The 15,187-nt window shown below is 50.3% G+C and carries 9 protein-coding genes; 3 read left to right on the top strand and 6 right to left on the bottom strand.

What is annotated here, in order from left to right; all coding sequences use genetic code 11:
* Window positions 1–389 precede the first annotated feature (389 nt).
* Entirely contained in the window at window positions 390–1,046 is a 657-nt protein-coding gene (locus tag AC6I7T_RS32385) for a pyridoxamine 5'-phosphate oxidase family protein (protein WP_497794800.1), read from the bottom strand.
* Between the two features lie 50 nt (window positions 1,047–1,096).
* Entirely contained in the window at window positions 1,097–1,999 is a 903-nt protein-coding gene (locus AC6I7T_RS32380; RefSeq protein WP_497794799.1) for an alpha/beta fold hydrolase, read from the bottom strand.
* 347 nt (window positions 2,000–2,346) lie between these two features.
* Here AC6I7T_RS32380 and AC6I7T_RS32375 point away from each other — a divergent pair, with 347 nt between their 5' ends.
* Window positions 2,347–3,315, top strand: a complete 969-nt coding sequence (locus tag AC6I7T_RS32375) for a helix-turn-helix domain-containing protein (protein WP_497794797.1) — start codon at window positions 2,347–2,349, stop codon at window positions 3,313–3,315.
* 551 nt (window positions 3,316–3,866) lie between these two features.
* On the top strand, window positions 3,867–6,365 hold the full coding sequence (locus tag AC6I7T_RS32370) for a glycoside hydrolase family 31 protein (protein WP_497794796.1): 2,499 nt from the start codon (window positions 3,867–3,869) through the stop codon (window positions 6,363–6,365).
* Between the two features lie 153 nt (window positions 6,366–6,518).
* On the opposite strand, the gene AC6I7T_RS32365 is transcribed toward AC6I7T_RS32370, so the two are convergent.
* The 3 genes from AC6I7T_RS32365 to AC6I7T_RS32355 all read right to left on the bottom strand — a co-directional run bounded on the left by AC6I7T_RS32365 (window position 6,519) and on the right by AC6I7T_RS32355 (window position 11,847).
* Entirely contained in the window at window positions 6,519–7,544 is a 1,026-nt protein-coding gene (locus AC6I7T_RS32365; protein WP_497795556.1) for an alpha/beta hydrolase, read from the bottom strand.
* A gap of 150 nt (window positions 7,545–7,694) precedes the next feature.
* Window positions 7,695–9,926: an alpha-L-arabinofuranosidase family protein gene (locus AC6I7T_RS32360; RefSeq protein ID WP_497794795.1), complete on the bottom strand. Its 2,232-nt coding sequence runs from the start codon at window positions 9,924–9,926 to the stop codon at window positions 7,695–7,697.
* A gap of 367 nt (window positions 9,927–10,293) precedes the next feature.
* Window positions 10,294–11,847, bottom strand: a complete 1,554-nt coding sequence (locus AC6I7T_RS32355; protein WP_497794794.1) for a tannase/feruloyl esterase family alpha/beta hydrolase — start codon at window positions 11,845–11,847, stop codon at window positions 10,294–10,296.
* A gap of 653 nt (window positions 11,848–12,500) precedes the next feature.
* Here AC6I7T_RS32355 and AC6I7T_RS32350 point away from each other — a divergent pair.
* On the top strand, window positions 12,501–13,955 hold the full coding sequence (locus tag AC6I7T_RS32350) for a glycoside hydrolase family 27 protein (protein WP_497794792.1): 1,455 nt from the start codon (window positions 12,501–12,503) through the stop codon (window positions 13,953–13,955).
* A gap of 121 nt (window positions 13,956–14,076) precedes the next feature.
* On the opposite strand, the gene AC6I7T_RS32345 is transcribed toward AC6I7T_RS32350, so the two are convergent.
* Window positions 14,077–15,177 carry a tetratricopeptide repeat protein gene (locus tag AC6I7T_RS32345; protein WP_497794791.1) on the bottom strand — a complete coding sequence of 367 codons (1,101 nt, stop codon included), beginning with the start codon at window positions 15,175–15,177 and terminating at the stop codon, window positions 14,077–14,079.
* Between the last annotated feature and the right edge of the window lie 10 nt (window positions 15,178–15,187).

Here is a 15,187-nt window from a genome sequence, read left to right as displayed (position 1 = left end):
GCGGAGGCAAGCGGCGCGATATTAAGGGGCTGGAGCAGACGCTGAACGGGTAGGCAGAACTTGGTCCAAGCTTAGAACTGACGGAGATGGATATCTGACGATAAAAGTCCGCCACAAATGCAAGCTATTTTGTCCTCCGGAAGCAGCGGCCATGCAAGACCTTTCTCGCTCAGAACGTCGTTCTGCGGATCGATGATCACGACCGCCGTATCGGATCTTAGAAATGTCAAAAGCTGGGGTGCAGTCTGGCCTGCCGCGCCAGAGACGGATCCATCGGTTGGACTACTTGCATCCTCTGAAGAGAGATGGGGTGCGAAAAGCATGCTGGGGCAGCGGTACTTGCAACTGGGAGAGAGCGCCTGCAAAAGTATTCTGATTGTTATTCATTTCTATTTAGCTCCGGATGAAGTAGCTGTCGTTACTTTTTGCGCAGTGAGTTGAGTACGAAGCTGAGCATTCTCCGCTTCCAAGGCTTGGAGACGCTCCTCAAAGGGTGCCAGGACCGAGCGAATTTCGTCCACAGTAAACCGTTGAGCAATATGTTGCGGACAGTTCCAATCGTATGCCTCTACATGAATTACATAGACGCGTTCAATAAAGGAATCTTCCCCTTTATCACGAACTGCCTCAAGGAGTTCCTTGGCTTCAGCCCTCTCGGTGATCTTCGCATGGCCCAAAATCTTCAGGCGTGCCTGCCGTGGATAGTCAACAAGTATCAGCGCAACACGATCATTCGTCAGAAGATTTCCCGTACTGATGTATTGCTTATTCCCGCTGTAATCTGCAAATGCCAGTGTCTGGCTATCGAGAACCTTCAGGAATCCCTTTGGTCCTCCTCGGTGCTGTACATATGGCCAGTCAGTACTCCCGAGACTTGCCATGTAAAAGCTATCCCGTTCGGCTACGAATTGCTCCTCGTCAGGACCGAGTCCCTGATTCAAAACGCCACGCGCGGCAAGCCGCTCATATTGGCGCCGGCTTCCATAACGCTGCTGTAACTCCTTCACTACGGGAGTAAAGACAAGAGAGCCAAAGGTATTGCCCATAATCCTCCTGTGGAGGCGGACCTCAGAGTATCCGCCCCCTATTGGATGAATCACTCGCGTGTAATGCCGTTTTTCTTCATGAACCTATGTATATGGTTCGCAATCTCATTACAGTGTGTCTCCAATGCAAAATGTCCGGTATCAAGCATATGTGTCTCGATATTCTTCAAATCGCGGCTGTACGGATGAGCACCCTCAGGAGGAAAGATAAAGTCATTTTTCCCCCAGACGATAAGCGTGGGTGGCTGGTACTCGCGAAAGAATTCCTGAAAGGCTGGATAGAGGGGCACATTCGTGCGGTAGTCATAAAATAGATCGAGTTGAATTTCCGCATTGCCGGGTCGATCCAGACCTAGCTGATCCAGCATCCAAGTCGTGGGATCCAGAAGACTTGTGTCACTAACCCCACTTTCGTACTGCCACCTTGTAGACTTCAAATCCACCAGGAATCGAATTCCTTCCCGATTCTCGGGCGTCGGATCGTTCCAGTATTTTTGGATAGGTTTCCAAAATTCGCGAAGACCCTCTTCGTATGCATTACCGTTCTGAATGCATAGTGCCTGAACCCGTTCCGGGTGCAGAAGAGCAAGACGATATCCCGCCGGTGCACTATAGTCAAAGCAATACATTGAATATCGTGTCAGGCCGAGTTGCTCTACCAGTCCGTCCACCACCTTGGCCATGTTCTCGAAGGTGTACGAATACTCCTTATGATCGGGCATGCTCGTTAACCCAAAGCCAGGATAATCCGGGGCAATAACACGAAACGTTTCGACAAGCCGGGGAATCAGATTACGGAACATGTTCGATGAAGTCGGAAAGCCATGACAGAGGAGGATAACCGGAGCATCCTTAGGGCCTGCATCGCGATAGAAGACATCCAGGTTGTCGACTTTTGCGGTTGAGTAGTGAACGGGATAATCCTTGGTGACGGGTTCAAGTACAGTTGTCATGTTCAAGTCTCCTTTTATTAGTAAGTGGGCCTGTTCTCTACTGCTGATAAATATGAAAATGTGCTCTATCTGTAATACTGAAGCGCAATGTTCTCCACTCCGAGTTCTGCACGAAAACTTTCACGCAGAAGCCCGTGCAGTGTTCTTGCAGAGAACTGCAATCAACCATTCTCGAAAAGTCTAGAGCATCGCAGGCGCAACCCTTGAGGAAGAAAACCATTCCGGCAGGCTTTACAGTACGTATCTTTCTCCCTCTTTTTCAGTGTGACAGGTCCTCAAAAGTGCGATAGCGCAATGTTGCGCAAATTCGTGCATACTTGCTACAAGAAAGGAGAGATCGCGCCAAAATGGCGAGACAACATGCCTTATCGAGAGAGAGTAAAGAACAACCTGGCAGGGCAGGAGCCTCACCCCATGTTCCGACACAAACTGGCAGCAGGCGTTTTTTCGTCCGAGCCGGGAATCAACATGTCCCCCTTTTCAAAGAGCATCCGGTACTAGATAGCCGCCAATCACCCTGGCTCGGGCTAATCCTGGAGAAACATCACCATCAAGGATGCGAGATTCCCATTCATGATCACGAAACCCTTTGTCTGCATTTGCAAACCAATGCGCAGGTAGACATGGAGTGGTTTTACTCCGGAAAAACAGGACGAGAGCATTCAATCCCAGGAAGCATGATGCTTCTCCCCGCAGGCACCCGGGACCGAGTCATCTGGCATGGATCGACTCAGCGGATAATCGCTTCCATAGAACCCTCGTTGCTCCAAGATGCCGCAAGAGATATGGGAGTGAAAGGCCTCAGTGATTTTCGTCTCCAGTGGTCTTTTCGGGATGAGCAACTTGAACTATTACTCAAGGAAATGAACCGCGAAATGAAAGCTGGTTGGTCGATGGGTACCCTGTACGGTGATCTCCTGGGCATGGCGTTATCTGTGGCGCTAGTCCGCAAATATGGAGAACTGTCCAGCTACATTCCCCGCCTCAAGGGCGGATTGTCCCGGCTACACATCAAGCAAACCCTCGCATATATTGAGGAGAATCTGCATCGCGATATACACCTTGAAGAACTGGCCCGGCTTAATTCTCTAAGCAGGTATCACTTCGCCAGGTCGTTCAGAGATTCCATGGGTGAAACCCCTTACCAATACATCCTTAGAATGAGGATCCAACGTGCAAAGCGTCTTCTTCGTATACCTGGCTATACGGTCGCTGAGGTTGCAGCAAACACTGGATTTTCCAGCGCAAGCCAGTTTGCACGCATGTTCCACAAGATCACGGGAGCTACTCCTCTTATATGGCGAAAGAGCGCATAGAGAATCGTTGCTGACGCACTATTTCAAGTAAATACAAACAAGCAAAATGGAATACCAACAAGAGTATTGTTGTACACGCTTGCTCCGGACGGTCCCTCCAATCTGCTCAATGAGACAAAATGTGCCAGGAGAATATACCTGTAAGCAGATATGGAACGATCGGCCATAAGGAAACACATCGAAATATTCGATATATCCAGTTGAGGAATGCGACTTTTCTCTGATAGTCCGCACCTCGTTCCAATGAAATATTCTGCAGAAGTACTGAATGCGGAGCAACTATGATTGTTGATAGCTCTTCAGGAGGCGCAAAGAGCAAATACTGATCCAATCAAGCCAGTAAAGGTAACTAACTTTCACGTTTATGGAAATGGCATTACCTAACTTGTCTTGATCATTGTAAAGAGGGCAATTTGATTCATTTAGATCGACGGAGTCTACCAGCTGTTTTTTCCCTGCTTGTACTGAGCAACAGCCTTGTTTTTCCTATAGCTTCACGCTCTGCGCCTCTGAGCAATACAGGTGAGCTTAGCCACAAGGCACAATCGGAGGTGCAAATACCCACCGCTGGCTGCTTACTGACTCTGCATCCACTCACGCCGGGTGCTATCCGTATACGGTGCACGAAGGACCAGAAGAGTGCCACCCCAAGCTTAGTGCTAACCCAGCAATTGCCTATTCCGCACTTTACGGTCAAACAAGATGCAGAGAGTATCACTGTCACAACCGAAAAGATGAAAGCACTTTTCGACCGGCGCAATGGGAGTCTGCAATTCAGCGACATGACAGGAAAGATATTCTTATCTGAGGCTCCAGGAACGCGGAAGTTAAAACCCGCAACGATTCAGGGGGAACCCACATTCTTCGCAGAACAATCATTTGTATCACCCCCTGACGAACACCTATTTGGTAGCGGCGAATTCCAGGACGGATACCTTGACGTTCGCGATCTTCCTCGTCACCTTACTCAGGTAAATTCTCAGATCGCCATCCCTTTCTTACTATCAAGCAAGGGATACGGGATACTCTGGCATAACTATGGATTGACAGATCTGAATCCTGCCGATGAACAGATCACACTTTCGCAATTAGGCACGGGACAGGCCAAAAGCATCAATGTGACAACAACCGAAGGCTCCCGGCAGGTAGTCCAACGAGAAGCAGAATTCGCTGGAGAGCTAGAACTTCCACAAAGTGGACACTACGCCATGATGCTGGATGTCGGACAAGCAATGGGCAAACGATACCATGTTGAAATCGATGGCCACGTAGTTGTCGACTTTTCCAACCAGTGGCTGCCCCCAACGACTAGTTGGTTCACGGATCTTGCTGCTGGACACCATACGATTCGCATTCTCGGCGAGCAGAACGATAAGCCAGTTCTGCATTGGCGTCTATCTGAAAACCGGACGGTGCTGCGCTCTTCGGTGGCAGATGCCATTGATTACGTTGTTTTCGCAGGTCCCACTCCCGACGATGTAATCGCTGAATATCGGCAACTGACGGGCGCTGCGCCATTGATGCCCATCTGGGCATACGGCTATATCCATTGTCGAGAACGTTTCCACTCAAGCCAGGAGATTCTGGAGACTGCAAAAGAGTTCCGGAATCGCAATCTACCACTTGATGTTCTGGTGCAGGATTGGCTGTATTGGGGCAAGTATGGTTGGAATGCGATGAAGTGGGATGAAAAGTACTATCCTGATCCGGCCGCGATGATCAACGATCTGCATAACATGCACGTAAAATTCATGGTCTCCGTCTGGTCGAAAATCGATCCGAATACAGAAGTCGGTAAGGAATTTGCGGCCAAAGATTACTACATCCCGGGAACTCAGTGGATCGATTTCTTCAATCCGTCTGCGGCTAAGCTCTACTGGAAGAACTTCAGCGAGCGGATGGTCTCGCTTGGAATCGACTCCTGGTGGCAAGACGCGACGGAGCCGGAAAACGACGATCTCGTCGGAAGGCATACCTATGCAGGTCCGGGGGAAAAGGTTCGGCTTCTCTTCCCACTATTCGTAAATAAGACGGTCTACGAAGGACTGCGACATGACGCGCCGAATAAACGGGTGTTCCTGTTGACCCGGAGCGCATTTCTTGGCCAGCAGCGTTATGCCTCAGCAACCTGGTCCGGCGATATAGGGAGTAATTGGGCAACCTTACAACGGCAGATCACCGGCGGTCTCGGTTACATGGCCAGCGGACTGCCATATTGGACAACTGACACCGGGGGTTTCTTCCGTCCCGGAATAAGCCAGTATACAGATCCGGCTTATCATGAATTGTTCTTAAGATGGTTCCAATTCTCTACATTCAGCCCTCTACTGCGAGTTCACGGATACCAGACCGATACGGAACCATGGAAGTATGGCGATCAGGTGGAAGGAGAGATGCGACGTTACCTCAATCTCAGAGAACAACTATTGCCTTATATCTACTCTCAAGCCGCAACAGTTACCTTTCACGGTTCAACAATGATGCGTCCATTGGTATTCGATTTTCCCAAAGATGAGAGGGCTCTCAATCAAAAGTACGAATACATGTTCGGCCCCTCCTTTTTGGTAGCACCGGTAATCGAACCAGGAGCAACGAAATGGAAGGTGTATACGCCCGATACGCCAGGAGGATGGTATGACTTCTGGACAGGAGTCGCCGTACCTCCCGGCAGAGATATCGTTCTCGATGCACCTATCACCAGAATTCCTGTCCTGGTGCGCGCAGGCAGTATTGTTCCTATTGGGCCTAAGGAACAGTACGCAGGACAGAAGCAGCCAACCGACCTGGATATAGTTATCTATCCTGGAGCGGATGGCAAGTTTACGCTCTATGAAGATGAAGGGATTAATTACGGTTATGAAAGAGGCGAATACAGCACGATTCCCTTCTACTGGAACCAGCAAAAAAGGGAGATCTCCATCGGAAAACGGCAGGGGAGTTATCCCGGGATGATGCAATCCCGATCTTTTAACATCAAGCTACCAGGTTCAGATACTGCCCATCGTGTTTTGTACGATGGAAACCTTGTAACGATACAAGTCGAGAAATGATTGGTTAGGTCACTTCACTGCAGCCGTTCGTTGATCGAACGGCTACAGCAAGTCAGCGTAAGTGCTTTGTACCATTGTCCCTAGATCAAATTGCCCCAATTGTATCAAGCGATAATGCCTACCTTACTTTTCTCTCAGCCAGCGCTCCTACGTCTATTTGCAGTCATCCGTCGAGCACAGATTCTTACTGAGGAATGGCATCAGATGATTCTGAAAGCGATCGGCCACAGCACTCGTATGCGTACCCCGATATACCTCGAAGCTGTTCACAATTCCATACTTATCCAATACATCATGAAGCTTCGCAGTATCGGCTCGAAGTCCATCCTGGTCGCCTACATCAATCGAAATAGCCCGGTATAGGCGCAGATTGCCGATGTACTGGTCGATAAAGTCTAGGGGGGCATTCGCGGCCCATTTCGCCAATACCTCTGGCTGCGGCTCGCCATTTTTCGTTGGCAAATCCAAATACAGCGGTGGATTCTTTGGATCAGGTGACCATGCAGCCGCGGTCGCAAGCTGTGCCCGAGCAAAGAAAGGAAGCTTTGCAGAATCATCGACAGTCTTCACAGACTCAAGCGTCTTCTCAAGCTCAGGGTTCGCTGGCCCGGCTGGCCGTGCCGACAGGCAGCATGGACTCATAATATATAAGCTGCCGAAGACATCTGCATGTTTCATCCCGATCCGCGTTGTACCGTAGCCCCCCATCGAATGCCCCACTAAGCCACGACTTTCGCGCTTCGCGATTGTCCGGTAATGCGCATCGATATAGGCAACAAGGTCATGCGAGATAAACCGCTCGAAATCGCCCGTCGTCGGCGAACTGGAATACATTGAGCCGTTATGTGCCGTCTTGGAGTCGGGAAGAACCACGATCATCTCTTTGGCACCCTGTGCAAAGGCTCCTTCGATTGTCTCCGGAACATGAATCTCATGTGTCCATTGTTCTGCTCCAATCGAATATCCATGCAACGCATACACCACCGGATACCGCCGCTGTGTATCCTTCGCATAACTGGGAGGCAGAAACACGATTACATCACGATCTACAGCGTCGCCTTCTAAATTGCCTTCGAGAGATGCTCCATGCACCTTGATGCGCTCGACGGTTACCGGCTTTGCACCAGGAACAGGAGGTGGAACAATCGTTTCCACTTGTGCTCCCAACATCGGCACCATAATAGCGGATATCTGCAGCAGAACCACTCCCAACAATCTCTTCGTTTTCATTGCTCTCCTATTCGAACCTGGCTGTCACGTAACATAGAAGGAAGCAAAACGCATTGAACCTTATACAGTTTTGCTTTCCTCGCCTATTAATGCCGGAGATCATCTCACGGGATACACATAGATATTCACACTGAATGGTGGAACAGCAATTATCTCTGGCATCTCACCGAGTTTCTTCTCCTGGACTTCAACTTCCGGCTTCTGGCCCACAACAATCGTCGCAGTCACTGTTCCGGGAGCCATCTGCCACAGGTAACCCTCATTCCCGAGCTTTGCGCCCTGAATTAAGAGTTTCATGCTCTGCTCCGAATCAGACGGATTCAACACCGCGACCGTGAGATTCTTGTGGTCTTCGCTGAAGGCCGCACTCACGTCTAGAGGATATGTATCGCTTCCTGGGTTGACTGCCGGCTGATCGCCGCCAGCCGGATAGATTGGCTTCGGCTGCGGAGAATCTCCTGAAACCTCAACAGGAATCGAACCGAAGTGCTCGCGGTACATTTTGAACAACAGTCCAGTTGGATTCAGCACCGCGTCCGTCTGGTTTTCACTCATCATAGCGGTCGCAAAGGTGAAAGCCCCCAGCTGATACAGATCGGAATGCCGGAACATCTCATGAAAGGCCCAGGCATAGGCCGGAACCACCTTATAGGAATTCGGCGCTCCTCCCATGTAGGCCCACTCGTCAATCGCTATGGGAACAGGTTTCGACTGGAGTGAAGGAATGCGCTTTAAATACTCCTGATAGTGTTCATATTTAACCCGCACCTGAGTTGCGGGCGCACGCTCCCATTCGATCAACGGCTGAGGCCCGATATTAACTTTTTTCTCGAGCTTCAGATCCGTATGCATGTCACTTGCCGCGTAATAGTGCTCGCTGAGCATGTCAATGTTGTCGAGACAATGGGCAAGCATGTGACCGCTCCAGTCTGCAGTAGAAAGATAATCAGGAACGAACTTACCGCTGATACGCTTTGATTGATTCGCACCTGTCATCACATCGGGCATCGCACCGCCGGCGATGAACTTGATCGTGGGATCGATCTTCCGCATCTCTTTTGCAAAGAGATTATGCTTGAGCTCGAATTGCTCAACCGACATAGCGCCCATCTGATAATCGCCCCAGGGCTCATTTCCGATCCCCCACAGCTTCACATGGTATGGTTTGGGATGTCCATTGGCTGCACGCCATTTGCCCATGGGCGTGGTCTCATCGCCATTGGTGTATTCAACCAATTCTCTGGCAGACCAGGCATCGCCGAAACCAGCATTGACCGTGATGTAGGGATCTACATCAAGTAACTGGCACAACGTCAGGAACTCATCCGTTCCCACGTCGTTAGGCTGTACGGCATGCCACACCGGATCGTAGATCGGAGGTCGTTTATCGATATCCCCAACGCCATAGCGCCACTCATGAGACGAGACAAAATTGCCTCCCGGGAACCGATACACCCCCGAATGCAGTTGTTTGAGCGCCGCGATCACCTCCGCGCGAAACCCTTCTACATTGTTTGCTGGCATCAATGAAACGGCTCCGACATGGAACGAGCCCTTCCCTGTGCCGGTGATCTCGAGTCGCGCATCTCCGCTGTCGTCTTTTGCTTCAAAGCGGAGCGGAATCTTTCGATATGCTGAGCCCAAGTCACGAATGGTAACCGTCTGCCGGTCACTCTCTTGTTTCCCCCACACCAGCGACACCTTTACGACCGCGTCTTGGCTGCCGGAAAGCACAATGCGCCCCGTGTATGCTCGTCCCTTGCGCACCGCCAAGCCCACTTGTTCAAATCCATGAGGGGTTTGGGAGTCCAATTTAACTAGTGGTGTATGGTCTCCCGTATACGGACGCTCGACGTCCATGACGACAAACTCATCACCACCAATCGGGGTCCAACGGCGTAGTGACGAATGACGGCTCCATGAAGGAGTGTGACTCACCTCTGGCGGCTTGGAGTTTATGGGATGATAGAATTTTCTATCTTCCAGCATCTCAGCCCAAACGCCTTCATTCACGATGTTGCCACCGTGCTCTAGAAACTGTCCGTAGAGATATTTCGAAATTGGCGCTTCCGTCTTCGAGGCATTGATCGTCACGTTTACCGGATGCGACTGTGCCGCAGCGATAAACGTCGTGAAAAACACCAACAACAACGGGCTCCATCGGTTCAATGACACAGTTTTCTTTTCCGATTGCATCGTCACAATTCCCCTTATGATCCAAGCGCGCATCGTTCGAAAGACAAAAGGTGTTTTGCGGGCAATCGGCCGCACAGTAACAATTCCGCACATGGAGGTTAACTCCAACTGCAACCGATGAACTACCAGGCCCACCCTTCTTCCGAAGGTAGCCAGGACGAACACGCGCGATTGTATTAGCAAACGTATTCTGATTCTGGACAGAAACGCTGCCTACCCAACCTTTTCAAAGCACCATGACTATACAGATCGGATATCGTAGCGGACAAGCGAAATAAATCGCTTTAATTCGTTCGAATCTCTCGATGGTTCGGAATCTCGGAACAGGATTTCCTAGATAGTTTCTCTGTCGCAGTTCGAATCCAGCAGTTCCGCGATAGCATGAAAGTTCTCTTTCCGGGTTTCAAGTTAGTAGACCTCCGCTGGCTGGAGGTTCAGTTCAAGCCGGATTGGCACCTCCAGCATATTCAACTGAACATGCTGGAAGTGCCGGATTGACTGTTTACTGACAAACGAAATTTTTGGCGTCTTCAGCATTGCCCTTCCCGGTAAATTGGGCATGCTGCGGATAGGGGCAAAGAGGCCGGCTCCGCCCCGGAAAGGCTTGCCCTGTCGCAGTTACCGAATCCGGTGCAGTACCCTTTTCAACCCAGCTCACTACTGCGCTCAGCATGTCGAAACGATCGAGAGCAGGGCCACCACCACAATGGCCCATCCCTGGGACCAGAAATATCCGGCTCCACTCTGCGACCTTTTCCGCGCCCCCATTCGTTGCTGCCAACGATTTGTAATATTCGAGGGTGTCCAACGGTGAGAACCAGGGATCGCTGTTGCCGTGGAAGAAGATAAGCTTGTTCCCGGCACCTGAAAACGTGGACATTTTTGTCGATGCCGGTTCAACGAGTGGGTCGGAAGCATGCAGTGCTTCCTCATCCACATCGATCGAGGTAGCCGTAGGATATGGGCCGAAGAGGCCGTTTGCGCGCGGCATAAGCAATCCCGGGATCGGCCCCGGAACGGCAATACCTGCATCATACAAAAACCCTGGATAGACCTGCGTACCATACGCATTTTTAGGACCGGCAAATGCTCTTTTTATAGCTGCGATCTTTTCGGGAGCAATGCACCCCTCGCTTTCTCCGCTTTTACAGGACAGCACCGCAGGATCAAAAGCGCAGCCGATTGGATCGAAGATCATCCCGTCCGCAACTCCATCCCTCGCGTCGCAGCTCTTCATCAGCGTATCCATAAAGAGTTTGCGATCACTATCGGTAAATAGTTTCTCAATTTGTGGCTTGCCGGATTGATCCTTAGGAGCTGCCTGGTTATAAGCCACAGGGATCCACTTTCCAATGGCCAGATTAGAGAGCCCTGTCCGCATAGCAGGATCACCCGAAACAATGCCATTGAAAACAGAGGGATAGCGTTGGGAAAGAATCATTCCTTCTCGACCACCGGTCGAACAGCCAACAAAATAGGAGTATGCCACCGGACGGGTGTAATAGCTGGCGATGATCTGCTTGGCTACTCCAGCAACTTCGGCATTGGCCTGATAGGCGAAATCGAGGTATGCCTGCTGATCATTCATAAAAGCAAAATCGAATCCCGGTGTCTTTGCCTTATGTCCCGTGTCAGTACTGGCTACCGCGAATCCGCGAACCAGCGCCGGCTTCTCCCCGGAATAGGAATCTCCCATGGGATAGGAGACCACTCCATTGCTACCGCCCCCACCCTGCATCATGAAGTCGCCATTCCAGGTTGACTTTTCAGGAAGGGCTAACGCAAAACGAATCCCAAAGTCCTCTCCGCCGATGCCCTTCCGACGATGAATGACGCCTTCTACATGACAATGCGCCGGCAAAGGCTTGATGTAACTGGGAGCTCCGGGATACGGCGCAGGAATCGTAGTACCAGCCGAAATGGCAGCTGCCCGCGTAATTTCAACATCATGAATTTTGAGGTTCTCAAGGGCCGCGCAAGAGCTTGATACCTGAGCCTGAAGAGCGCCGGAGGAAGACCAGACTGCCATCAAGATAAGAAGAGATTTGAATTGCATTTTTGCCTTTCGAAATAAACCACCACTTTACCGCCTTCGACTTAATGCCAACAAAAATAAAGATCTGGTACGCAGTTGTTTCCTGCTATCAAAGCTATAAACCTCTCCAGGACGGAATCATGATTCCAGGAAAACTGCCATCAACGCTGGCTCCTGAAGTTCCTACATCAGGAGCCAACTACAGCCTGTACTAGGACATTACTTCAGCCATGCCCGAGGCTTCTTCTTGATCAGGCACTCCTGGTAAACAAAACACACGGCTGCCTGCCACCGCGAAGCCAACTTCCGGAAACCTCGACTATACAGATTGGGAATAAAAACAAACAAGAAGACGAAATCGATATGTTTCTATCGAATTCATCTATAGATATGATGTTTTGAGGAAGAAGCCAGTGAGCTACTGTTTTTTCAATTACCGATCAAACACGCAAGACCAGCATTAACAGATTGCCATTACGTGTAAAGCGGTTTAATAATGGTGATCTAGTACTGATAAAGAACAGCCGCAGAGTCAAAAATAAGAGCTTGATCGGATCCCATTGGGATCTGGAATCATTGCCTCTGAAAGAGTGAGTATGCGGAAAGAAGGAGCGATTCGCTGCTCAAATTCGTACAGCTCCTCTCTTCACCCCTTTTAATGATGGGAACATGCTATGAAATTCTTTTTAACAATGAGTGCTAGAAGTATATGCACTAGTGGACTGGCCTGGGGCCATCTTCGGCGAGCGTTTGGAATCGCACTGCTCACCATGCTCTGCAACATGTCAAAGACTGCGATAGCACAAGCTACTGGCGCCCAGACAATAAAGGACGGTTCTGTTATTGCAGCCAAACCTCCGATGGGGTGGAACAGCTGGGACTCCTACGGGCTACGCATTAACGAACAACAGTTTCGGGATAATGTAGATGTTCTTAATTCGAAGCTTAAGCCTTTCGGTTACACCTATGCGGTTATCGACGAAGGCTGGTTCATGCAGAATCCCGAAGAACGCCCGCATCCGGAGCAGCTCCAATATGCCATAGACTCCAACGGGCGCTATATACCTGTTCCGTCTCGATTCCCATCCGCTCTGGCCGGAGAAAAGAATATTGGGTTTCAAAAGATTGCTGAGCAGATCCATTCTCAAGGGTTGAAATTCGGGATCCATATTGTGCGTGGCATTCCCCGCGAAAGTGTCAAGAGGGATCTCCCCATCGAAGGATCTTCCTATAAGGTCATCGATGCCGCAGATCAGACAGATGCCTGCCCGTGGGACCCCACCAATTGGGGCGTGAAGGATAATGAAGCAGGCCAAGCCTGGTATGACTCTCTTCTTCACCAATATGCAACTTGGGGCGTGGACTTTCTAAAAGTCGATTGCATTTCCGACCACCCCTACAAGCAAAGCGAGATCAAACAAATACGCCTTGCCATTCAAAGAAGTGGTCGAGATATAGTCCTCAGCCTTTCGCCTGGACCGACTAAGCTGGAGCGTGCTGTAGAAGTCGGTTCACTCGCTCAGATGTGGCGTATCTCCAATGACATTTGGGATGTCTGGTACACCAAGGCCCCATTTCCCGACAGCATTAAGAATCAGTTTGCCTTGGCCGCTGCTTGGGCCCAATATGCCAAGCCCGGAAACTGGCCCGATGCAGACATGCTTCCTCTGGGAGAATTACGCCCTTATCCAGATGTGGGACCAGGACCGCGACATACTGCGCTCACTCCAGCTGAACAGCAAACAATGCTGAGTTTGTGGGCCTTTGCCCGCAGTCCTCTTATCCTTGGTGCAAATCTCACGCTGCTGGATGATGCGACTTACAAGCTGCTCACCAACAGCAGTATTCTTAAAATCGATCAAACAGCGATCGCCAGCCGCGAGGCAGCCCACGAGGGCGATGTCATTTCCTGGACAGCAGATCTTCCCGGAAACTCACATGCCCTTGCGATCTTTAACATAGGGGACACCGCAGTGAATATTGAGAAGAAATTCTCAGATTTGGGATTGCCGGCAGGGAAACTCAAAATTCAGAATGCATGGAAAGAAGCAGCTAAAGCATCTGCGGATTCCGTTAAAGACACAATTGTCCCCCATGGCTCCCTTGTATTAATACTGGGGAGTCATTGAAACATTCTTAGGAGTAGAGAGCCAACACTCTATATCACGAGTGCTGGCTCTCGAAAGTACCGCCAGCGATTGGCACAGGCTCGATTACAAAGTTCGCTAACTCAGTTCTGCGAATGTGGGTCTAGGGTTTGGTTTTTCGCTCCTGACGTTCCTTCTCATCAAGTTTGAAAACGATCTGCTTTTCGCGCTGACTATCTTCCACCCGGTGTAGACGCTGATATGCCAAGGCAAGTTGAACGTGTACTTGCTGGAAATCCGGCCATCGCTGCCCTACTGGCTCAAGGTACTTTAGCGCATCTTCAGGCTCGCCCATCGCGACCTTAAGAGTTCCCATTTGATACAAAGCTTTTACGTCATCCGGCCGCAGGTGAAGGGCCCTTTCCAGATAAGATCTAGCCTCCTGAAGCTGTCCATCGTGCCTCAACATCCCTCCCAGATAGAGATTGGCATCGTAGTCGTTAGGATCTATTTCCAGAGCACGATGGAAGGCATCTTTGGCCTTTTCAAATTCCTGGTTGTCCAACAATGCCCTTCCGTACAAAGACCATGCTCCCGACAAATTCGGGTTTCGTTCGACAGACTTACCCAATCTCTCTGTCGCCGCTTTGAAATTACCGGCGGCAAGCTGGGCCGCGCCAATCAGGATCTCCGTCTCCGCAGTGGTCCCGTCTTTCAGAATGCTATCGATAACAGCAGAGCCTTGCTGTACTTGACCATCTTCGATTAGAGCCATGCCGAGGACATAGTCTACAGCCCTGTCACTTGGATCTATGCGATGAACAGGGTCCAACAGAGTAATGACTTCCCTATTTCTTCCCAATCGCAGATAACAATCACTCAGAAGATAAATCGACTGTTTATTGTCCGGTTGAGCCTGCCGTAACTTTTCCAGAACGCTCGCAGCGGCTTTGAAATCTGCCGCTTTGTACCAGGCAAGCGCTAAATTAATCTGAATCACCGAATTATCCGGAGCGTGTTTGAGCGCCTCCTGATATTGGGCGACGGCTTCTTTGTAACGCCCGGCGTGTGATAGGACAACCCCAAGGTTCGTACGAAGCTCTACAGAATCCGGCTGTAGTTTCAGCAGCTGTTCATACAGCCCGATGGCCCGCTCAAAATCGCCATGATCATTTGCCGTAACAGCTTCACGATAGAGCTCATCGGGAGAGGACGTTTGAGCATAGCTCCGTAACCCGGCGCCTAAAAGGAGACTCAGAACCAATAAGCTTGTT

This window comes from Humiphilus diazotrophicus, assembly GCF_059726315.1.
Note: the sequence above shows the minus strand (reverse complement) of the source record. Positions and strands in the feature narration are given on the sequence as shown.

What these genes read in the sequence shown, in the direction of transcription:
- AC6I7T_RS32385 (WP_497794800.1), bottom strand. Translation starts at nt 1,046, where the DNA reads ATGGGCAATACCTTTGGCTCTCTTGTCTTTACTCCCGTAGTGAAGGAG.
- AC6I7T_RS32380 (WP_497794799.1), bottom strand. Translation starts at nt 1,999, where the DNA reads ATGACAACTGTACTTGAACCCGTCACCAAGGATTATCCCGTTCACTAC.
- AC6I7T_RS32375 (WP_497794797.1), top strand. Translation starts at nt 2,347, where the DNA reads ATGGCGAGACAACATGCCTTATCGAGAGAGAGTAAAGAACAACCTGGC.
- AC6I7T_RS32365 (WP_497795556.1), bottom strand. Translation starts at nt 7,544, where the DNA reads ATGGTGCCGATGTTGGGAGCACAAGTGGAAACGATTGTTCCACCTCCT.
- AC6I7T_RS32355 (WP_497794794.1), bottom strand. Translation starts at nt 11,847, where the DNA reads ATGCAATTCAAATCTCTTCTTATCTTGATGGCAGTCTGGTCTTCCTCC.
- AC6I7T_RS32350 (WP_497794792.1), top strand. Translation starts at nt 12,501, where the DNA reads ATGAAATTCTTTTTAACAATGAGTGCTAGAAGTATATGCACTAGTGGA.